Genomic DNA, 20,903 nt, shown 5'->3' on the forward strand with positions numbered 1-20,903 from the left:
ATGACTGACAAAGTAACAGCCCTAGACCTGCCGATGGTGAACCCGTTACCGGACGCCACGCAGAAGTATTTCGACGTTTGCCAAGAAAAATTGGGTATGATTCCCAATGTGTTACAGGCCTACGCTTTTGACATCGACAAGTTGAACGCATTTACAACGCTGTATAACGATCTGATGCTCGCAGGCAGCGGGTTAAGCAAACTTGAACGCGAAATGATTGCTGTTGTTGTGTCGTCAATCAACAAATGTTTCTATTGCCTGACGGCCCACGGTGCCGCTGTGCGCGAATTGTCTGGCGATCCGGCCTTAGGCGAAATGCTGGTGATGAACTGGCGCGTCGCTGATCTGGACGCACGGCAAACCGCGATGCTGGGTTTCGCTGAAAAGATCACGATCGCAAGCGCCACAATCATCGAAGAAGATCGCGACACGCTGCGCACTGTCGGGTTTTCGGACCGTGACATTTGGGACATATCTAACGTTGCTGCGTTCTTTAACATGACCAACCGCGTGGCGTCCGCGACCGATATGCGCCCGAATGACGGGTATCACAGCCAATCGCGATGATCGGTAAATCTTGTCTTTTCCTAGCGTTATGCGTGCCTCGCATCGTCATGGCCCAAGACCTGACCATGCCCGGCAATGCCGTCGCGACCCACCAAGAGGCGGGTGCGCCGAACACGTTACGGGTGGCGACCGGAGCTTGGTCAGACGGCGCCTTGCCAAATATCATGGCCGAAGGGACGCTTGCGCAAAGTGGCTGGAAAATCTCTGCGGCGGGCCTAACCACGTTACAAATTCTTCAACCGTTGCGCGACCAGTTGATCGCTGATGGATACGATGTCGTTTTCACCTGCGTTGATACTACCTGTGGCGGCTTCGATTTTCGTTTTGCAATCGACGTGCTGCCACCGCCTGACATGCAGGTCAATCTAGGCGATTTTCGGTATTGGGCAGGTACGAAAACAGACGAAAACGGGCCCGATTACGTCGCCATTCTGACCAGCCAAATTGGCAACGCCGCGTACGTTCAGATCGACCGGATATCGAACGGTGGCGATGTAGGGCGCGTATCTACGCAAGGCAGCGCCATCACTGCCACGGCGAAACCGGCGCCCACAGACAGCACCACCCCCGATATGACCACCGCGTTGAATAGCGTCGGACGTACCGTTCTGGATGACCTGAGCTTTGCGAACGGCTCTGCCGATTTGGCCGACGAAACATACGCATCGCTCAAAACCTTGGCCGCGTATTTACAGGCGAACCCGAGCTTGCAAATCGCACTTGTTGGCCACACCGATGCATCCGGTTCGTTAGATGGAAACATCGCGCTGTCCAAACGACGCGCACGCGCCGTGCGGCAGCGCCTGATCAACCGATATGACATTCCGCCCAGCCAGCTTGATGCGCAGGGCATGGGGTATTTATCTCCTGTTGGAAACAACCTGACCGATGCGGGACGCGATGCGAACCGCCGTGTCGAAGCGATTATCACCAGCACGGAAATTGATTAAATCGCACCCTTCATAGGCAAGGTGAACATAGAAAAAAGGCGCTACTCTGGGGAAAGAGCAGCGCCTAGGCAGGTGTCAAACACCGGGGAATATCAGAGCGTTACTTCCAAACGTCGGGGCCTTTATCGGCAAACGAATGGACGAGAAAATCGATGAACGCGCGAACTTTTGGCTGCGTGAAACGGCCCGGCGGATAGACTGCATAGACGCCTTGGGTTTCGACAGGCAGGTCAGGAATAGCGACCTCGACCAGACCTTGTTCCATCGCATCAGCGTAAAGAAAGCTAGGCAAATAAGCGATGCCAAGCCCACCGACACAAGCGTTCAACAAGGATTGCCCATCGTTCACGGTCAACCAACCAGCGGTGCGCACTTGGCGTTTTTCACCTGACGGGGCAGTCAATTTCCAAACGGCAGAGTTCGCTTGGTTGGAATAATGTAGCAGTTTATGCTCGTTCAGATCGTCGATCTTTTCGGGGCGGCCGTACTGCTCAAAGTAAGCAGGGCTCGCGATCATGCGTTTGGATGTCTCGGTCAATTTCCGAGCGCGCAGTGTGCTGTCTTCTAGTTCACCGATGCGCACGGCCATGTCGAACCCTTCGGAGATCAGTTCGACGTAGCGGTTATTTAGGACCATGTTCACTGTGATATCAGAGAATTCCGACAGGAATTCACCCAAAACAGGTGACAAATAGTTGACCCCAAAGTCGGTCGCGACCGAAATCCGCAACAAGCCAGACGGTGCGGATTGCATGGACGTGACCAAAGCGTCGGCTTCACCAGCGTCATTCAGAACGCGGCGGGCGCGGTCATAATAGGCAAGGCCGATTTCTGTCGGGCTCACCCTGCGGGTCGTTCGGTTCAAAAGCCGCGCACCAAGGCGGGCTTCCAAGGAAGATACGTGCTTTGAGACAGCGGATTTGGAAATCCCCATCTTCTTGGCCGCGTCTGTGAAGCCACCTTGGTCTACGACCGTGGCAAAGGCTTCCATTTCTGTCAGGCGATCCATACGCGATCCTCATTCTGGCTATTTCTGAGGACCCTTTTGAAGCTCAATTCAGGCAGGAATGGGACGAGGGCCTGACAATAACGGGGTATTGCAGCGCTTTGTCGCGGTATGGGAAACGAAAACGTTAATGTTTTTAGCTATTTCCCATATCCCGCGACAAAACCGTTACAGCGCAGCGGCCAGCCGCGTCCCTTGGTCAATCGCCCGCTTTGCATCCAATTCAGCCGCCACATCAGCCCCGCCAATGATGTGAACTGGCCGCCCTTTGGCCATCAAATCATCGGCAAGCGACCGTTCCGGCACCTGTCCTGCGCAAAGGACAATCGTATCCACGGCAATCACAGACGGGTTTTCACGCGCCTTGCCGTAGCTGACATGCAGCCCGTCAGCGTCGATCTTTTCATAGTTAACGCCGCCGATCATCTTCACGTTCTTCATCTGAAGCCCAGCGCGGTGAATCCAACCTGTCGTTTTACCTAAGTTCTTGCCGAGCTTTTGCGCCTTGCGCTGTAACAACGTCACCTCACGCACAGGTGCATCGGGTTTCGGTCCTTCGACGCGCACACCACCACGCACGTTTTCGGGATCACCAACGCCCCATTCTTCGAGCCAAGCATCAAGGTCTTCAGTCGGACTATCACCCGTCACGAGGAATTCAGCGACGTCAAAACCGATGCCGCCTGCACCGATCACCGCAACTTTGTCGCCAACGGGGGCCTTGCCGCGCAGCACATCAATGTATGACAGGACGTTCGGCCCATCTTGGCCGGAAATTGCGGGATCGCGGGGTATGACGCCTGTGGCGATGATTACTTCGTCGAAATCGGCCAGTGCATCGACGTCGGCTGTTGTTTCAAGCCGCACTGTGATGCCTGCGTCCGCGACCGAAGTGCGGTAATAGTCGACGAGACCCCAGAATTCTTCTTTGCCGGGGACTTGTTTGGCCATGTTCAATTGCCCGCCAATTTCTGACGCTTTGTCGAAAATCGTGACGTCATGTCCGGCCTCTGCCGCCGTCAACGCCGCAGCCAGACCAGCAGGCCCGGCGCCGACGACCGCGATGGATTTGGGGGCGGCGGATCTCGTCACGACCAGTTCAGTTTCATAGCACGCACGCGGGTTCACGAGGCATGTCGACATTTTGCCGCTAAATGTGTGGTCAAGGCAGGCTTGGTTACAGGCGATGCAGGGTGCGATTTTCGCCGCATCACCAGCGGCGGCTTTTGCCACGAAATCAGGGTCGGCAAGGAACGGACGCGCCATGCTGACCATATCAGCGCAACCATCTGCCAGCACACCTTCGGCCACGTCCGGCGTGTTGATGCGGTTTGACGTGATGACAGGGATCTTTACCTCACCCATCAGTTTTTTCGTCACCCAGGAAAACGCGCGGCGCGGAACAGAGGTGGCAATCGTCGGAATCCGTGCCTCGTGCCAGCCGATACCAGTGTTGATGATCGTGGCACCTGCGGCTTCAATCGCTTTGGCAAGCTGCACGACTTCGGCCCACGTGGACCCGTTTGGGATCAGGTCAATCATGCTGAGGCGGTAGATCACGATGAAATCAGTACCGACAGCCTCGCGGACGCGGCGGACGACCTCGACGGGCAAACGCATCCGGTTTTCATATGATCCACCCCAAGCGTCGTCCCGTTTATTAGTGTGCGTGACGAGAAACTGGTTGAGGAAATAGCCTTCGGACCCCATGACTTCGACGCCATCATAACCGGCTTCTTGCGCACGGGTCGCAGCCGTCACCATATCGCTGATCTGTTTTTCGATCCCGTCAGCATCCAATTCTTTGGGCGGGAAAGGCGAAATCGGGGACTTCACAGCCGAGGCAGACACGCATTCTGGGCTGTAGGCATAGCGTCCTGCGTGCAGAATTTGCATCGCGATCTTGCCGCCGGCCTCATGTACGCGGTCCGTCACAATCTTGTGGTTCGCGATATCGTCTTCGTTGAACAGACCAGCCGCACCAGGAAAAACCCCGCCTTCCTTGTTGGGGGCCATGCCGCCCGTGACCATCAACGCCACACCGCCACGCGCACGAGTCGCGTAAAATTCAGCGACGCGGTTCCAGTCCTTCGTTTCCTCAAGACCAGTATGCATCGACCCCATCAGCACCCTGTTCTTGAGCGTCGTAAAACCCAGATCAAGCGGAGCAAGCAGGTGCGGATAGGTTGTCATGTCATTTCTCCCAAAGTTGCTGACACCTTGGTCGCAGTTGACGCGCACGTCATCCTAAACGCGGCGTCATCTTGGCATCTGACATAACAAATGCGGGTTAAGCGGTCTCGATACAATGCTTGCGAAACGCTCGCTTCAGAATATCTAACTCGGCGCGTAGCAGATCAAGCTCGACCTGCATTTCGTCTGACATCTGATCGCCCGCAAACACGGTAAAGCTGTTCAAAATCGCGTTGGTCGATTCGTCGACGATTACAAAGGTCTGGACGTCGTCGTTGATCAGATCGACAGGCACAGGTGCCTGCACAAACCACCTGCCCTCTGCCAGCTTTTCGATGGCGAGGCCCGGCACAATTTCATCGTTGTGACGCATCACCAGAACAGGGGACGCATCGACGGGTCCGGTCAGCGTGCCGTCCCAAACGCCCGCGCTCAAACGGTTTTTAACCAATGTAAAGTCGGTCATCCTAAGGTCCTTTTCACAAATCGGCGCGTGGATAGCGGTAGAAGGTCAGATCACGGATGCGCAGCTGGTTCATTGCGGGGTCTTCAAAGATCAGATCAAGCCACATGCTATCGATCCGGTTTTCGTTCAGATCGGCGTAGGCCAGATCAAAATCGACCGCGACTTCGCGATCCTGCAGCGGCAATTCTTGGACCAATTGTTCGGTGTTCGGCCCGTATTTGATGTTGAGCCGTGCATACACGGTCGCTGGCCGCTCTGTCCCGATCAAACCTTGGACGCGGACAATGTCGCGCTTGCGCAAACCGTCAGCCGCATCCTTGGGCAGATCAATCACAACCGACAAAAAGCTGCCGTCAAAACCAAGCACATCCATTTGCAGCCCAAACGGCGCGAGATCCTGCTCGCGGGTGTTTCGAATTTGGCGCAGCGTCAGTTCGGAATGGCTGCAATCGTGGAACACCTTAATGTCGCTGCCGATATAATCGCCATTCTCGATGCCAGCCTGCCCCTTGGGCGAAATCGGACCACGCCAAAGCGTCGGTCGCCATGCCCATTTCGTGCTGGGCGGCTTGCTAAAGATGTTCGAGCCAATCAGCGGCAGCGCCAGACGGCTTTCGGCCACATAAATCACGCGGTCTACAGCGCTACGCATCTGCCGCGCCCGATTACGTTGCTCGCGCAGCGTCGCCAGATCCGCATGTTCCACGTCACGCGCAGCCGCCATCCATCGCGCCAAGGCACGATGATGCAAAATTTTATTCAACAAACCAAACCGTTCACGTGCCACACAGAAACCCTTTCAGATGGGTGCTCTCACTCTACCTGTCAAACTGTTGCCAAAAAGGAAATACCGTTCAGGTTTCGATTGATACTACCTGAGGTTGATTGATCGCAAGCATCGACCGCAGCACGCTTTCCAGCAATGCCTGACCTTCGGATGCAGACAGCGGCATTCCTGCCAATCCCCGCACAGCGATTGTCGTAAGCCGACCCTTAACATCAACAAATGCACGCCATTCGGTGGTCTGTAGACCCGAAACGGGTGGTGCTGCCTCGTCCGTGAACTGCACGGTGACCGCCCCAGATGTTTGCTTAAAACCGCTGACAGTGACGGTGCCGGCGTTGCCATTCACACTCAGCAAGTTTTCGCCTGCCGTTGTGCCCAGGAACGCCTGAAACGCATTTGGATCGCTCGCGACCGCAGCACTGCCCGCTTCACCTACCTGCACGATGGCAAAACCGTTCAGTCGCGGACGGTCATTCACGCCCGCGATCACCTCACAGGCGACCATAACTGCAAAACCTGTGCGCGGCTTGCTGGCTTTGGTTTCGATGCAATACCCTTCGGGTACAGCCGCGATCACATCACCACCAAAAAGCGCGATTGCCGGAGTAGGAGGCGTCGGCGCCCCCAATGAACCCAGTTCAGCGCAACCCGCAACCAAGAGGGTCGCGCCGAATACTATATACTTACTTACAAAACCGAACACTGGATTAGAGATCCATGTAGATGTGTTTCTCGGCCTTTCCACCCGGATGCGTCGTCGCACCGTAACGTGTCGCACCAACCAGTTGGGAATACTTCCACAAGGCACCGGACGCGTAGATCGTATCTTTTGGACCTGCCCACGCTTCTTTGCGCGCGGCCATGTCTTCGTCAGACACATCAACCGACAATTCGCCAGTTACAGCGTTCATCGTGATGACATCGCCATCCTTGAGCAGCGCAATCGGTCCGCCATGTGCGGCCTCTGGCCCCACGTGACCAACACAGAACCCGCGAGTCGCACCAGAGAAGCGACCATCAGTGATAAGCGCCACCTTTTTGCCCATGCCCTGACCGGACAGCGCAGCAGTTGTGGACAGCATTTCGCGCATACCTGGACCGCCAGCAGGACCTTCATTGCGGATAACCAGCACTTCGCCTTCTTCGTAAGCGCGTGCTTTGACGGCGGCGAATGCTTCTTCTTCGTTCTCAAAACAACGTGCAGGGCCCGTAAAGACTTGCTCTTCGGCAGCCATACCAGCAACTTTTACAATAGCACCTTCAGGGGCAAGGTTGCCTTTGAGGCCAACAACACCGCCGGTTTTCGTGATCGGGCTGTTGATGTGATAGATCACGCGATCATCAGCTTCGCCTTTGATCATGTCCAGCTCTTCGCCCATTTCGCGGCCCGATGCTGTCATACAGTCTTCGTGAATCAGACCCGCTTTGCGCAGTTCCTTCATCACGACAGGCACACCACCAGATTCGTACAGATCTTTGGCCACATACTGACCACCCGGTTTCAGATCGACAAAGTAAGGAGTGTCTTTGAAGATGTCGCAAACGTCGAACAGGTCAAAATCGATGCCAGCTTCATGCGCAATCGCAGGAAGGTGCAGACCAGCGTTGGTAGACCCACCCGTACAAGCAACAACACGCGCCGCATTTTCCAGCGACTTGCGGGTCACAACATCACGCGCACGGATGTTTTTCGCGATCAGGTTCATCACCGCTTCACCAGAAGCGACACCATATTGATCACGGGATTCGTAAGGCGCAGGCGCACCAGATGAATTCATCAGGGCAAGGCCGATTGCTTCGGACACACAGGCCATTGTGTTTGCGGTGAACTGACCACCACAAGCACCAGCGGATGGACAAGCCACACGTTCGAGAATTTCCAACTCGGCGTCGGTCATGTTGCCAGCCTGATGCTGACCAACCGCTTCGAACACGTCTTGAACGGTCAAATCTTTGCCGTTCAACCGCCCCGGAAGGATCGAACCGCCGTAGATGAAAACAGACGGCGTGTTCAAACGCACCATCGCCATCATCATACCGGGCAAGGATTTGTCGCAACCCGCAAGACCAACAATCGCGTCATAGCAGTGGCCGCGCATGGTCAATTCGACCGTGTCAGCAATCGCTTCACGTGATGCTAATGACGACCGCATACCTTCGTGGCCCATCGCGATCCCGTCTGTCACGGTGATGGTTGTGAATTCGCGCGGCGTCCCGAGACCTTTTTTGACACCCAGCTTCACTGACTGCGCTTGACGGTTCAGCGAAATGTTACATGGGGCAGCTTCGTTCCAGCAAGTGGCGACGCCAACCCATGGCTGGGCGATCGCTTCTTCGTCCAAGCCCATCGCGTAAAAATAGGACCGATGCGGGGCGCGTGATGGCCCTTCGGTCACATGGCGGCTGGGCAGGTTGGATTTGTCTACTTTGGTCATGGATTGTGCCTCGCGATAAATCGTTTGGAATGGGTCTAAATAAGGGGGCAAGGCGTGACAAGCGTTTAACGACTGCTTTTCGCGTAAGACCATCGGCTAAATGCTGCTGATGCCTCGCCGAAACTGGCAGATTTGGGCCGGATTCGGACCTATTCGAACACAACACATGCAAGCCGCAGCGATCCGCATAGGATTTAACTGTCAATCTTCACACGAAACGCAGGTCACCTGCGTCATGCGCATGAGCAACTGCTTTTGCGAACGATTAAGGTGCCTCACGTCCTACAGGAGAAATTTATGTCCTCAAACGATCAAGAAAACCGCAAGCCATTCATCCATGACACGAACGGTGCGACCAACACATGGGTCCTCGCCGTTGTTGCCGTCCTCATCGTGGTAGGCGGCATTTTCCTCTATAGCGGCGATGACGAAGGGATCGAAGTAACCCCAGAGCCCGCCCCAACAGCCATCGAAGAAATCACACCAACCGAGACTTTACCTGCGGAATAAGACTTTGGTGCGCGCGGACGGCCTTGCATTGATTGCAATTCGTGTCGTCCGCGCATATCTCTGCCGTATCAACGCAGAGGCATCGTTATGAACTGGATCACGAACTACGTCCGACCCAAAATCAACTCGCTGTTTTCACGGCGCGAGGTGCCGGAAAATCTTTGGCAGAAATGCGATGAATGCGGCACGATGCTGTTCCACCGTGAACTGTCGGATAACCTTTACGTCTGCACCAACTGTGACCACCACATGGCCATTGGCGCGCGTAACCGTTTAGACGCGCTGTTTGACGGCGGTATTTATGTCGAGGTCGCAGTGCCGGAACCAGTCGCGGACCCGCTGCACTTTAAAGATCAAAAGAAATACACTGACCGCATCAAAGACGCTCGCAAGAAAACTGGCGAACGCGAAGCGATGCTTGTCGTCGAAGGCGAAGTCGGCCGCACCCAAGCTGTGGTCGCCGTCCAAGACTTCACCTTTATGGGTGGGTCCATGTCGATGTATGTCGGCAACGCGATTATCGCTGCTGCCGAACGGGCGATTGAACTGAAATGCCCGATGATCCTGTTTTCCGCCGCTGGTGGCGCACGGATGCAAGAAGGTATTCTTGGCCTGATGCAGATGCCGCGCACCACGATTGCCGTGCAAATGCTGAAAGAAGCAGGGCTGCCTTATATCGTTGTCCTGACGCACCCGACGACTGGTGGTGTTACGGCGTCCTACGCGATGCTCGGCGACGTGCAGATTGCGGAACCAAACGCACTGATCGGCTTTGCTGGCGCACGTGTGATCGAACAAACCATCGGTGAAAAGCTACCAGAAGGGTTCCAACGCGCGGAATACTTGCTGGATCACGGCATGCTTGACCGCGTCACAAAACGGACCGAACTCAAGGACGAGCTGATTACGATCATGCGTCTTTTGATGAAGCAACCGCCAGCCGTCAGAGGCGACCTGCCCCCACCGACACCCGATCTTGAACTGCCTGACATCGAGGACGCAAAAGCGTGATCCTACTCGCCGCGCTGATTGGCGCGGGGTTAGGCGGATTTGCAGTGCTGATGATGTTTCACGCAGGCATGTTGGCCGAACGATCCGGCACGGCAATTTTGCTGTGCGCAGTCGCATTGTTCTATCCGGTTTTTGCAATGCAAACGCTAGATTTCGGCAATGTCGCACTGCATCTCATCATCTTCATCGGCTTTGCCACGCTGGCCCGCTTCGGTTTCCAGCGCGGCACACATTTGCTGGCGGGCGGCTTGATCGGCCACGGCATTCTCGACATCGGCCTACACGTCGTCGGCGCACCGGGTCCAATCTGGTGGCCCGCGATGTGCGGCGCATTTGATATAGCAGCTGGGGCGGCGCTGGTCCGTCTCGTCCAAACTGGGAAAGCAATCGCATGATCAACACTTCTGACGCGATCCTCGCACGTATGATGGCACTACATCCAAAGGTAATCGACCTGACGCTGGATCGCACATGGCGGCTGTTAGAAGCGCTCGATAATCCGCAAAAGAAACTGCCGCCCGTGATCCACATCGCTGGCACCAATGGCAAAGGATCAACCCAAGCGATGATCCGTGCTGGCCTAGAGCAATCTGGCGCTGCCGTTCATGCCTACACATCCCCGCATCTGGCGCGGTTCCACGAACGGATCAGGCTGGCAGGCACGCTGATTACAGAAGCCGCGCTGACCGTAATCTTGGACCGCTGCTATCAGGCAAACAGTCCCGACACGATTACATATTTCGAGATCACAACCATCGCAGGGCTGCTCGCCTTCGCGGAAACACCCGCCGATTACACCTTGTTAGAGGTTGGATTGGGCGGACGGCTGGACGCGACCAATGTGGTTGAAAAACCCGCGATCACGATCATCACGCCTGTCGATCTGGACCACCAAGCCTTTCTCGGCGACACGTTAACCGCGATTGCGACCGAAAAAGCAGGGATCATCAAGCGCGGCGTGCCTTGCGTCGTTGGCCCGCAACACGAAGAATCCATGGAGGTGATCGAAGCCATTGCAGCACGTCTTGGCGCACCATTGCTGGCACACGGCCAACACTGGCATGTATCGGAAGAACGCGGACGACTGATTTACCAAGACGAACGCGGCTTGCTTGATTTACCTTTGCCAGCCTTGCGCGGGCCGCATCAGATCACCAACGCAGGTGCCGCGATTGCAGCACTACGGGCGCTCGGCAAAGACGACGCCGCTTGCGAAGCAGCGGTTACAAACGCCTATTGGCCTGCGCGAATGGAAAAACTCACCAGCGGTGCTTTGGTTGAATTGGCCGCACCAGCAGAGCTTTGGCTGGATGGCGGGCACAACCCAGCGGCGGGTCGCGCATTGGCTGCAACGCTCAAACAGCAACCGCCAAAGCCGACGCATTTGATCTGCGGCATGCTGAACACCAAGGATATCACTGGATATCTGGCGCCGTTGGCAGAAGTTGCGCAAACATTAACCGCTGTCTCGATCCCTGACGAGGTCAACACGATCCCAGCTGAAGAGACCGCCAAAATCGCCGCGACTGTTGGTTTGAAATCGTCATCCGCGCCGGATGTCGCCAGTGCAATAAGGGACATCACGGCAACGGACCCTAATGCGCGGATCTTGATTTGCGGGTCGCTATACCTCGCCGGTGCCGTCATGCGGGCGAATCATACCGAATCGCTTTGACGACAAACTTCCCGACCGATTCGTTTTCTCTTTGACGGACGAATCACTTCGCGTCTATATCTGTCTCTAATTACGAAAAGCACGTGGCCTGCCAGCCGTCTTATTTAGATCCAGTGTTTTATTTTTGGGGATACAATATGTTATCGCGAACAGTTTTGACTGTTGCGGTGGTTGGGGCATTTTTCGCCTCACAAACCATTGCGCAAACGACTGCGGGGGCTGCTGACGGCTCTTTCACTTATCAAGGCCAGCAAAAAAATATTAGCCAAGCGTCCAGCGCTGACACGGCAACAATGGCGCGGTTTTACGACCTGCGCGACGGCTGTGAAGGATTGTGCATCGCACCCGATATCGCCGCGAATGACGTTGAAACAATTACTGAAAACACTGTACTCGCCTTTATGGCAAACGAACTATCCAACGGCACGGGCCTGTTGATCGATAGTCGCCTGCCCTCTGACCGCGCCCTTGGCTATCTGCCCGCCTCTGCCAGCATTCCGCACACGCTCGTCACCCCAGAAAACCTGCTGCTGCCCGAGATTTTAAAGGCACTGGGCGCGCGTAGCCTATTGGGTGCGTTCAACTTTTCCGACGCCATGACGCTTGTTGTGTTCGATACAGGGCCGACGACCATGGACGCCCACCACTTGGTGAATGCCTTGATCGCTGCCGGATACCCCGCTGCCAAAATCAAATACTACCGTGGCGGGATGCAAGTTTGGGCCACGCTTGGTTTAACAACCGAGGGGCTATCATCATGAACTCTCTCGGACCAAAACAACGGGCAAGCGTGCTGCCATGGGTGATAACCGCAGGCGCCGTGACCTTTGCAGTCGGCGTCATGGGCACGCTTTATATCACCAAAAGCCAGCAACGTGCGCAGACCGAAGCCTTGTCATCCATCGTCGCGCAACTGTCGGACATTCAAGTCAGCCGTGCGCAAACGCCTGACCTGCTTGCGATCACGACACCCGCGTCTGACACCGCCGTCGTGGCGATGCCAACACCTGTCGATGAGATCCCGACCACGATCCCAAGTGCTTCTGCGGCATTGGCCGCCGCCGCCCCAACCGAAGAAGATCTGCGCAGCAAAGAAGACAAAATCGCCGAAGCCATCGCAATCGCGAACCGCAACCAGTTGCGCATGCTGACCGAAGGCGTCGTTGCGGGTCTCTACGATGTGACCGCAGAACCGGTTGACGGCGAACGTCCGCGTCTTGCTCTGCAATCGCGGAACGCCGCGACAACCGCACAAGCGCTCGAAGGTATTCTGGCCGCAGCCGCCGAAAGCGGTCAAATCGACGTACCCGACGCCGTGAACACAAGCGACGGCAATATTGACCCGCAAACCATGCTGTTCGATCTCGTGCAACGGTCGCTTGAAAACGGTTCACCGGAAGAAGTCGCCGCCGCACGCGAACTGCAGCTGCGAGCCTTTGCAGCCTCTACCGCCGAAACCCAAACCGTTTCTGGCGAACGGTTTTACACCGTCGAAAGCGGTGACAGCCTAGCCTATATCGCGCTGCAGTTTTACGGATCGACGGGCCAATACCCCCGCATTTTCGAAGCCAACCGCGATAAACTTGCCTCACCCGAGAAGGTGCAGATCGGTCAACGACTGCGCATTCCGAATGTTTAAGAGATAACGACAGATGGGACTAACCCGTCGAGCAGCACGCAACATGCAGGCCACTTTGGTCTGCATGTTCGCGTTTGCACAAACCGCGACAGCCACCACGCTCAACATGTGTTGGACTGGCGGCAACGGCTACACCATGACAGGCCGGATGGAACTACCAGACAGCGCCATGAACAAACCCATGGTCCGCGAAGATGACATCACCGCCTTTAAGATCACCGGATATTTGAACGGTGCGCGCGTCGGATCATGGAACCTGATCGAACAGACCGAAGCGACGTCATGGGTGCTCTACTTCGACCCCGCGACATTCACCTTCCCCACCGCAATCGACCTGAACCGACCTGTCAGCCAAGAGTGGAACGCCAATGGCGACGTGGACGACTGCGGCACCCCTGGGTTTGGTTTTAACGCAGGTAATTTCGCCCAAGATGTTTGCGTCAACGGCAAATATATCGAACCCAGCAGCATCGACCCCGAAACGACGTTCTTCGCGACGTTTGAACCTGTCACCCCCGATTGCCGCTCTGTTGCCGCGTTAAGCAAGTCACGCCGACACCCGTGATCCCTGCAATCTGTGCGAATACGATGGTATTTAGCACAATCTGGTGTATTTGGCAGGCAATCCCTCGTGCACAATCGGTAAAGGCCGCAAAATGATCCGCTTTGTCGTTGGTTTGTTCATCTTCGCAGTCGCCCTGTGTGCTTATATCATCAGCACGCAGCACGGTGGCATCATGCCGCAATCCAGCACGGTCGACACTGTCGCCGAAGCGCCTGCCGAACCGATCATCGCAGTGGCCGAGCAACCTGCCGATGAAACAGCGTCCACGATCATCGATCAAATTTCAGAGCGTGAACTAGGCTTTCAAACCATATCAACGCCAGTGGGCGCTGCTGTGCGCGACACGCTCGCGGTCTTGGGCCTGACCGTTCCGGGCATTGCGGAATCCGCGCCTGACAAACGATTTGCGACGCTGATTGGTGACTCGCTGAAAAACGGCACGGCTGACGCAGAACTCACCGCAAGCGTGATAACGCTGGCAGACGCTGGCGAAATAGCGATCCCCGCAGGGCTCGTCACTGCTGATGGGCAAATCGACACCGCGACATTCCTCAAAGCGATTGTGACGACGGCGGTCCTTGTCACCGAAGGCACCGATCCCGTCGTGCCCGACTTGTCCAATGATCCGGCGGCTGTGATTTCGGTGAATGGTTACGATTACACCATCAACCCGACCGACAGCCTTGCCGCGATCGCGGTCAAATTCTACGGCGATATCGGACAAACCAGCAGGCTGATCCAGGCGAACCCGATTGCACTGGCGCGCCCTGCTCAGATGACCGCAGGTACGACGATCAGCATCCCGGCGTTCTGATTATTCTGCCCAATCAGCGGCCTGCATTTCGCGTAAACGGCTGGCTGTGCGTTCAAATTCAAACGTACCTTCACCCTCAAGATACAACATCTCGGGCGATGCAGCAGCCGAACAAATCAACCGCACCTTACCTTCATAAAGCGTGTCGATCAGCGTCACAAACCGCTTGGCTTCGTTAAAGTTTTGACGACCAAGTCGCGGAATATCCTCGACGATCAACACACGCACCGCATCGACCAACGCAAGATAATCGGCAGCACCCAACGGCTTGCCACACAGATCATAAAACGATGCGCGCGCGACACCATTATGAAATCCGGGCAAGGTCACTTCACGTTTTTTCACGTGCAACACCAACGGTGCGCCCTGCCCGCCAGTTAAATGCTGCCAAACATCATCAATCTTTGATCGTGCCTCAGACGAAAGCGGCGTGAAATACCGCGGCGATCCGGCTAGTCGCCCTTGCCGATAATCCGTCTCGCTGACCAACTCATGAACAACCAAGCGCTGTTTGATCAACTCGATAAACGGCGTGAACAACTGGCGGTTCAAACCATCCTTGTACAGGTCATCGGGCGGGCGGTTCGATGTGGTGACAATCGTCACACCAGCCGCAAACAACGCCTCAAACAAACGCCCAACGATCATCGCATCGGTAATGTCCGTGATCTGCATCTCGTCAAACGCCAGAAACCGAACGCGCCCCGCCAAATCAGCCGCAACAGGCGCGATTGCATCATCGACACCCGCCTTACGAGCCTCGGTCATCTGCGCGTGAACCCATTGCATAAACGCATGAAAATGGCTGCGCTGTTTCGGCGCATCAATCGCTTCATACAGCAAGTCCATTAACATCGACTTACCGCGACCAACCCCGCCCCACATATACAAACCCGGCTCTGGCTCAGGGGCTTTGCGAAACAGCCCACGCTTTGGTGCAGGGGCGGCCATCGCCGCGCGCACCCGCTCTAACTGGTCCATAACAGCGACCTGCGCAGGGTCCGCCGTCAACGCGCCACTGGCCACTTTGGCCTGATATATATCGTGCATTTTCATCGCTATCGGCATAGCCCTTTGATCGCGGTTTGAAAACTACTGTTCGCCTTGTCGCGGGCTTCTTAACCCCCACCAGAGGCATCACCGCCATCGCTAAAATCGTTAACAAAGATTAACCGAGAGTGTCGAAACCGTCTTTCCCCAGTGTTTTGTTAAGAAACTAAAAAGCCTTACGAGATACACCAAACGCCAACAACAACGAGGTTGGCATGAACTCCCTGCTGCAGACCGCCGAAATTCTGGTCGATCCGATGCTCTTGGCGATTGCCGTCATCTATATTTACGGGTTCATCGTGCGCCTTACGCCTAACACATACGTCCATCAAATCGTGATGGGTGTCACCTTTGGGGTCGGCGCCATTTTCGCGATGTTGATGCCGATCACCTTTGCAGACGGCGTGATCATCGATATGCGCAATCTGTTGATCGGGCTCTCATCTGCATTTTTCGGCATTCCCGGTGCGATTATCGCGGGCGGCATGGGCCTAGTGACACGGTTCTACATCGGCGGAAGCGGTGCAATAGCAGGCATGACCGGCATCGCAATCGCGACCTGCGCGGGCCTTTTTTGGGCGCATTTTGTACGTGGAAAGTTAAAAATGCAGGGCTTTGAACTCGTACTTCTCGGCCTGCTGATTTGCACCTATTTGCTTGCTGTCGTCCTCTTACCCACGACCATCATGTGGTCGGCAATCTACGAATTGATCCCCGTCCTCATCGTGTTTAACGTCGTCGGTACGGTCCTCATCGGCAGTCTCATGATCCGTGAAGAAGGGCTTGCGGCGGAAAATGCCGCTCTGCTTAACGCCGCCACGACCGATCCTCTTACCCGCCTCCAGAACCGACGCAGCGCTGTTGCCGCTTATAACGCGCTGCCAATCCCCAAAAATAGTCGTCACGGCATCGCCATACTTTGCTTCGATGTCGATAATTTTAAAATTATCAACGACACCTACGGGCATGTTTGGGGCGACAAAGTGCTTGCCGAGATTTCCGACAGAATTAGCAAAACATTACGCCCCACGGATGTTTTTTCGCGGTTGGGCGGCGATGAATTTCTCATCATTCTCCCTGCAGTAACCGAGGCCGAAACACAGCAGATCGCTGAACGTTGCCGCGACGTGATCGCACAAACCGACATCGCCGACGCTGGCGAAACGATGAACGTCACAATTAGTGTCGGGGCAGAATGGCTATCAGAACGACCCGACTTCCTGACTTTCGTCGCGCGGGCAGACGAGGCGCTGTATCATGCGAAAAAGCTGGGACGTAATTGCGTTTCATTTGCTTGGCTCAACACGGCAACTGCCGCGCAGGCGTTCAGCCAGGCAACTCAAAATCGAACCGCCTAGGACCTGCTTTGTGAACGCAACATCGCGCGTAGGAAAGTCGATAGCTCAGCGCCATGACTGTACGGCAGCGCGTGACCCGCACCCGCTACGACTTCTTGATGCGCAACGCGGTTCCATTCGGCGAGTCTGCCAAGCGCAGCTATCGGGATAACGCTATCCTGCTCACCCCAAATCGCGATCACCGGAATACCATTTCGGCTGATGCTGCGATGCTCCTGCTCTTGCAACACCTCTAAAATATTGCGCCGGCTTGATAGAACCGAGCGCAAGTAGCCCCGTTTCTGCAATTCAGCCCGCTGTGAGACAGCAATGTCTGGGGCAATAGCACTCGCGGGATCGTTTGCAATCGCGCGCCGCATCCGCGCACCCGCTAGTACGCCATGCACCCAGTCACCGATGATCGGCTTGGTGCGGCAAAATTCAGAGAACTTGCTTTCTTTGGTCGCGATACCAGCAGGAGCCAGCAAAATAAGACGTTTCATGCGATGTGGCTCGTTCGCCGCGAACGCCGTCGCAATCGTCCCGCCCATCGAATAGCCGACAAGGGTCAAATCATCATCCAACGCCAGTTCGGCCAAGAGATCATTCAGCTGGGTTAAGAAAAACGGAACATCCTGAACGCCGTCAGGCGCATCCGAAAATCCACGCCCGTACAGGTCATAAACCAGAACACGATACCCCGTGTCCCCCAAAGCCTGCGCCGTTTCTTTCCAAACTGTGGACGGTGTGGACAGGCCGTGGATCAAAACAGCAACAGGCCCACGAACGGGACCAAGCCATTGATAATGCGTCACACCTTGGGATAATTCAACAAACTTTCCCGGCGCCGTTTTTCGCACAGCGGCAGTCATCGGACGTCGCCGCGCCTCTAAGATCACAGGCAAAGCAATCGCCAAAACCAGACCCAACAGTATAATAAACCAGATCATGCGTCTGCCTTCCAATTCACAAAATATGCACGGCGATTAACCGTCTATGATCCAAGCCGCTGCGCCCAAGCCGTCTGAATATAACTGCTTGTCATCAAATCAAGATGCGCACCGCCGCCGTTCTTAAACAGCGTAATTTCGTCATCACTATGGCGTTGAAATTTCGCCAACTCGTAATAGTCCGCGATAACGGCGTCCGGCAGAATTGCGCCCGCAGCCAATGGCGTTTTCAACTCGCCGATATGCTCCATCGTGGTTTGTTTATTATCAACGAAGATCCGCGATTTCTGCAAGACGGCATCGTCAGCTTCGCGCATGTCAGGGCGATATGCACCAATAAGATCAATATGTTGACCGGGTTGCAGCCATTCGCCTTTGATCAATGGATCAGTTGACATGGTTGCAGACGTCACAATATCTGCGGCCCGCACTGCGGCCTCTAGATCATCGGAAACGTCCACCTCGGGAAAATCCTTCGCAAACGCCTCTGCGCCCGCACGACTGCGATTCCAAATGGTAAACGACGCATCAGGAAACGCTGCAGAATATGCTTGCTTCAGCGACCGTCCAACCGTCCCAGCCCCGACAATCAGGATATTCTTGCTATCAGGCCGCGCCAAACGACGCGCGGCGAGCAGACTATCACCTGCCGTTTTCCACTTTGTCACCAAATGGAAATCCAAGATCGCCGAAAGCGACCCATCCTCGTCGGAATAAAGCGTCACACCGCCGTTCACCATCGGCTTATCAAGCTTGCGATTTTCCGGAAAAATCGTAGCGCATTTGACGGCGAGCCCCATACCTTTGATCCAAGCGGATCGGTTCAGCAGGGTATTATCCCCTTGATATAAAAACACATCTTCAACTTGCGCAGGCGGCAAATCGTGTCCTTTTGCCAATGCGTCAGTCAGGTCGAGCCAGTTCAGGATCGCGTCAGCTTCTGCGAATGGAATCATGACGGTCATTGTGCGGTCTCCTTGGTTAACAGTCCCTCAGCGACAAGCCGATCCGCCCAGCCGTCAGCCCCCGTGAACACATGTGTCTGCCAGCCTCGGGCACGTGCCGCGGTGATATTGTCGATCCGGTCATCGGTGAACAACAAGGTCGCGGGATCAAGCCCGCAATCGTCCTCGACCATTTGATAAATCGTCGCATCAGGCTTGATCACGCCCATGTGGCCGGAAATATAGCTGCGATCAAATTCGGTCAGGAACGGATAAACCGGCTTTGCGACGTCAAAGGTTTGAATGCCGAAATTCGACAGCGCAAAGACTGGCACGCCCGCCGTTTTCAAAGCCCGCAAAGTCCGCACCGATCGGTCAATCGCAGGTGCCGCCATTTCGATCCAGCGATCATGCCACATCATCACTTCGTCGTGCCAATCGGGGTTCGCCTTCGCTGCCGCCAGAATGGTATCGTGAAAGTTCTCGCCGCGATCGACCTTGTCGTTAATGCCGTGCAGATCAATCGCCGCGAACATCGCCCGCCGCCGTTCGGCCCCGATCACACCGTCAAAAAACCGTTCCGGTTGCCATTCGATAAGCACATTACCGATGTCGAAAATGACGGCTTTAATCTGGGTCATACGAGTTTCCTTTTGCGTTCAGCACAGTCTAACCGCTTCACGCCGCTCGTCCAGTCAAAGACACGGCGGATTAAGGTTTGGCAGCCGCCCGCACAGCCCGTTCCAGAGCGTCCAAAAATCGCGCCCGATCCGCTTTGGAAAACGGCTTTCCGCCGCCTTGCCGGAATGGATCAGCGGCCCGCATGTCGGCCATTAAATCGCGCGTCGCAAGAACGTTGCCGATATTTGCAGTCGTCAGCGGTTCGCCGTTGTGTTTCAGCACAAGCGCGCCATTCTCGACGCATTTCGCCGCCAGCGGAATGTCACCCGTGATCACCACATCGCCTTTGGTCGCGCGATCCGCGATCCAAATGTCAGCGATATCAGGGCCGTCAGGCACGACAACCGTCTCTACGAACGGATTTGGTGACGGGCGAATACCACCGTTCGAGACCACGAACATTTTCAGCTTATGGCGCGTGCCGACACGTTCAACTTCGGCCTTAACGGGGCACGCATCGGCATCAACGTAGATCATTTATACAGCGCCTCAGCGTGGAAAATGATGTGATCTTCCATGAAGCTTGAGATGAAATAATACGAATGATCATAGCCTTTTTGCATCCGTAAATGACCTTCTTGACGCCGCTCAACCATAGCGCTGGCAAGGGCCGCTGTGCCCAGCAAATCGCCGAATTGATCGTCGGTGCCTGTGTCGATCAGAACTGGCCCGTCAAAGCCGTTGCCTTGCATCAAAAGGGTCGCGTCGTGCGGACCCCAGTTGTCTTCGTCACCCCAATAGGCCGCGAATTGCTTGCGGCCCCAATCGCTATTCGTGGGGTTACAGATTGGCGCAAACGCGGAAACCGACCGGAACCGACCCGGCAATGCCATCGCAAGCGTCAACGCGCCGTGACCGCCCATCGAATGGCCTGTGATTGATTGTGACCCCATATCCAGCGGGAATTTCTCACCGACCAAGGCAGGCAATTCATCCGCGATATAGGTCCACATCTTAAAGTTCTTCGACCACGGCTCTTGGGTCGCATCAATGTAGAAACCCGCCCCCTGGCCCAGATCATAAGCGTCGTCGTCAGGCACATCTTCGCCGCGCGGCGACGTGTCGGGGAAAATCACAGCGATCCCGTGATCCGCCGCCCAAGATTGCGCACCGGCTTTTTCCATCGCGTTTGCGTGGGTGCAGGTCAGACCGGACAAGAACCATAACACGGGAACAGGACCATCTTGCGCCTCTGCGGGCAAGAACAGACCGAATGTCATTTCAGTGCCTGTGGCGCTTGAATCGTGGGAATACACGCCTTGCGTGCCACCAAAGCTGCGGTTCTCAGAAATCGTTTTCATGTGGAAATCCCTTTCGTTTGCA

23 protein-coding genes are annotated in these 20,903 nt (G+C 55.5%); 11 read left to right on the plus strand and 12 right to left on the minus strand.

Annotation, left to right across the window (positions count from 1 at the left end):
• Positions 1-567 (plus strand): peroxidase-related enzyme, encoded by a 567-nt coding sequence (locus tag FHS72_RS13080; protein WP_183529850.1) that lies wholly within the window; start codon positions 1-3, stop codon positions 565-567.
• 32 nt (positions 568-599) lie between these two features.
• Positions 600-1,517, plus strand: a complete 918-nt coding sequence (locus FHS72_RS18615) for an OmpA family protein (RefSeq protein ID WP_183529852.1) — start codon at positions 600-602, stop codon at positions 1,515-1,517.
• A gap of 100 nt (positions 1,518-1,617) precedes the next feature.
• On the opposite strand, the gene FHS72_RS13090 is transcribed toward FHS72_RS18615, so the two are convergent.
• The 6 genes from FHS72_RS13090 to ilvD all read right to left on the minus strand — a co-directional run bounded on the left by FHS72_RS13090 (position 1,618) and on the right by ilvD (position 8,404).
• Positions 1,618-2,526 (minus strand): LysR family transcriptional regulator, encoded by a 909-nt coding sequence (locus FHS72_RS13090; protein ID WP_183529854.1) that lies wholly within the window; start codon positions 2,524-2,526, stop codon positions 1,618-1,620.
• Positions 2,527-2,691: 165 nt separating this feature from the next.
• On the minus strand, positions 2,692-4,716 hold the full coding sequence (locus FHS72_RS13095; RefSeq protein WP_183529856.1) for an NADPH-dependent 2,4-dienoyl-CoA reductase: 2,025 nt from the start codon (positions 4,714-4,716) through the stop codon (positions 2,692-2,694).
• A 97-nt stretch (positions 4,717-4,813) separates the two neighbouring features.
• A complete protein-coding gene (locus tag FHS72_RS13100) occupies positions 4,814-5,182 on the minus strand; it encodes a hypothetical protein (protein ID WP_183529858.1) in 369 nt (122 codons plus the stop codon).
• 13 nt (positions 5,183-5,195) lie between these two features.
• Positions 5,196-5,945 carry a DUF6478 family protein gene (locus FHS72_RS13105; RefSeq protein ID WP_246414672.1) on the minus strand — a complete coding sequence of 250 codons (750 nt, stop codon included), beginning with the start codon at positions 5,943-5,945 and terminating at the stop codon, positions 5,196-5,198.
• Positions 5,946-6,036: 91 nt separating this feature from the next.
• Entirely contained in the window at positions 6,037-6,672 is a 636-nt protein-coding gene (locus FHS72_RS13110) for a dihydroxy-acid dehydratase (RefSeq protein ID WP_183529863.1), read from the minus strand.
• A gap of 4 nt (positions 6,673-6,676) precedes the next feature.
• Complete coding sequence (gene ilvD / locus FHS72_RS13115; protein ID WP_183529865.1) at positions 6,677-8,404, minus strand: dihydroxy-acid dehydratase; 1,728 nt, start codon at positions 8,402-8,404, stop codon at positions 6,677-6,679.
• Between the two features lie 297 nt (positions 8,405-8,701).
• Between ilvD and FHS72_RS13120 the strand changes: the two genes are divergently transcribed.
• The 8 genes from FHS72_RS13120 (at position 8,702) to FHS72_RS13155 (ending at position 14,618) form a co-directional block, all read left to right on the plus strand.
• Positions 8,702-8,914 carry a hypothetical protein gene (locus tag FHS72_RS13120; protein ID WP_183529867.1) on the plus strand — a complete coding sequence of 71 codons (213 nt, stop codon included), beginning with the start codon at positions 8,702-8,704 and terminating at the stop codon, positions 8,912-8,914.
• Between the two features lie 87 nt (positions 8,915-9,001).
• Positions 9,002-9,925, plus strand: coding sequence for an acetyl-CoA carboxylase, carboxyltransferase subunit beta (gene accD / locus FHS72_RS13125; protein ID WP_183529869.1), 924 nt, complete (start codon positions 9,002-9,004; stop codon positions 9,923-9,925).
• On the plus strand, positions 9,922-10,320 hold the full coding sequence (locus tag FHS72_RS13130) for a hypothetical protein (protein WP_183529871.1): 399 nt from the start codon (positions 9,922-9,924) through the stop codon (positions 10,318-10,320). The genes accD and FHS72_RS13130 overlap by 4 nt, the downstream gene beginning before the upstream one ends.
• Positions 10,317-11,600 carry a bifunctional folylpolyglutamate synthase/dihydrofolate synthase gene (locus tag FHS72_RS13135; RefSeq protein ID WP_183529873.1) on the plus strand — a complete coding sequence of 428 codons (1,284 nt, stop codon included), beginning with the start codon at positions 10,317-10,319 and terminating at the stop codon, positions 11,598-11,600. The genes FHS72_RS13130 and FHS72_RS13135 overlap by 4 nt, the downstream gene beginning before the upstream one ends.
• 137 nt (positions 11,601-11,737) lie before the next feature.
• Complete coding sequence (locus tag FHS72_RS13140) at positions 11,738-12,361, plus strand: rhodanese-like domain-containing protein (protein ID WP_183529875.1); 624 nt, start codon at positions 11,738-11,740, stop codon at positions 12,359-12,361.
• Positions 12,358-13,239 (plus strand): LysM peptidoglycan-binding domain-containing protein, encoded by an 882-nt coding sequence (locus FHS72_RS18405; RefSeq protein WP_221235419.1) that lies wholly within the window; start codon positions 12,358-12,360, stop codon positions 13,237-13,239. The genes FHS72_RS13140 and FHS72_RS18405 overlap by 4 nt, the downstream gene beginning before the upstream one ends.
• 13 nt (positions 13,240-13,252) lie before the next feature.
• Positions 13,253-13,804 (plus strand): hypothetical protein, encoded by a 552-nt coding sequence (locus FHS72_RS13150; protein ID WP_246414674.1) that lies wholly within the window; start codon positions 13,253-13,255, stop codon positions 13,802-13,804.
• Between the two features lie 91 nt (positions 13,805-13,895).
• The gene (locus tag FHS72_RS13155; protein WP_183529877.1) at positions 13,896-14,618 is read left to right on the plus strand and encodes a LysM peptidoglycan-binding domain-containing protein; all 723 of its coding nucleotides are present in this window, start codon (positions 13,896-13,898) and stop codon (positions 14,616-14,618) included.
• Here the strand turns inward: FHS72_RS13155 and zapE are convergent, their stop codons facing one another.
• Positions 14,619-15,674: a cell division protein ZapE gene (gene zapE, locus FHS72_RS13160; RefSeq protein WP_183529879.1), complete on the minus strand. Its 1,056-nt coding sequence runs from the start codon at positions 15,672-15,674 to the stop codon at positions 14,619-14,621.
• Between the two features lie 209 nt (positions 15,675-15,883).
• Between zapE and FHS72_RS13165 the strand changes: the two genes are divergently transcribed.
• The gene (locus tag FHS72_RS13165) at positions 15,884-17,026 is read left to right on the plus strand and encodes a GGDEF domain-containing protein (RefSeq protein ID WP_183529881.1); all 1,143 of its coding nucleotides are present in this window, start codon (positions 15,884-15,886) and stop codon (positions 17,024-17,026) included.
• Here FHS72_RS13165 and FHS72_RS13170 read toward each other — a convergent pair.
• From FHS72_RS13170 to fghA, 5 genes are all read right to left on the minus strand, one after another.
• Positions 17,023-17,955, minus strand: a complete 933-nt coding sequence (locus FHS72_RS13170; protein WP_183529883.1) for an alpha/beta fold hydrolase — start codon at positions 17,953-17,955, stop codon at positions 17,023-17,025. The genes FHS72_RS13165 and FHS72_RS13170 overlap by 4 nt on opposite strands.
• Before the next feature lie 44 nt (positions 17,956-17,999).
• Entirely contained in the window at positions 18,000-18,920 is a 921-nt protein-coding gene (locus FHS72_RS13175) for an ornithine cyclodeaminase family protein (protein ID WP_183529885.1), read from the minus strand.
• A complete protein-coding gene (locus tag FHS72_RS13180; protein ID WP_183529887.1) occupies positions 18,917-19,540 on the minus strand; it encodes an HAD family hydrolase in 624 nt (207 codons plus the stop codon). Before FHS72_RS13180 ends, FHS72_RS13175 begins: the two co-directional genes overlap by 4 nt.
• 70 nt (positions 19,541-19,610) lie before the next feature.
• Positions 19,611-20,057 carry a YaiI/YqxD family protein gene (locus FHS72_RS13185; RefSeq protein ID WP_183529889.1) on the minus strand — a complete coding sequence of 149 codons (447 nt, stop codon included), beginning with the start codon at positions 20,055-20,057 and terminating at the stop codon, positions 19,611-19,613.
• Complete coding sequence (gene fghA / locus FHS72_RS13190) at positions 20,054-20,881, minus strand: S-formylglutathione hydrolase (RefSeq protein WP_183529891.1); 828 nt, start codon at positions 20,879-20,881, stop codon at positions 20,054-20,056. Before fghA ends, FHS72_RS13185 begins: the two co-directional genes overlap by 4 nt.
• Positions 20,882-20,903: the final 22 nt, after the last annotated feature.

Origin of the sequence: Yoonia ponticola (genome assembly GCF_014199395.1) — a bacterium.
Taxonomy (GTDB): Bacteria; Pseudomonadota; Alphaproteobacteria; order Rhodobacterales; family Rhodobacteraceae; genus Yoonia; species Yoonia ponticola.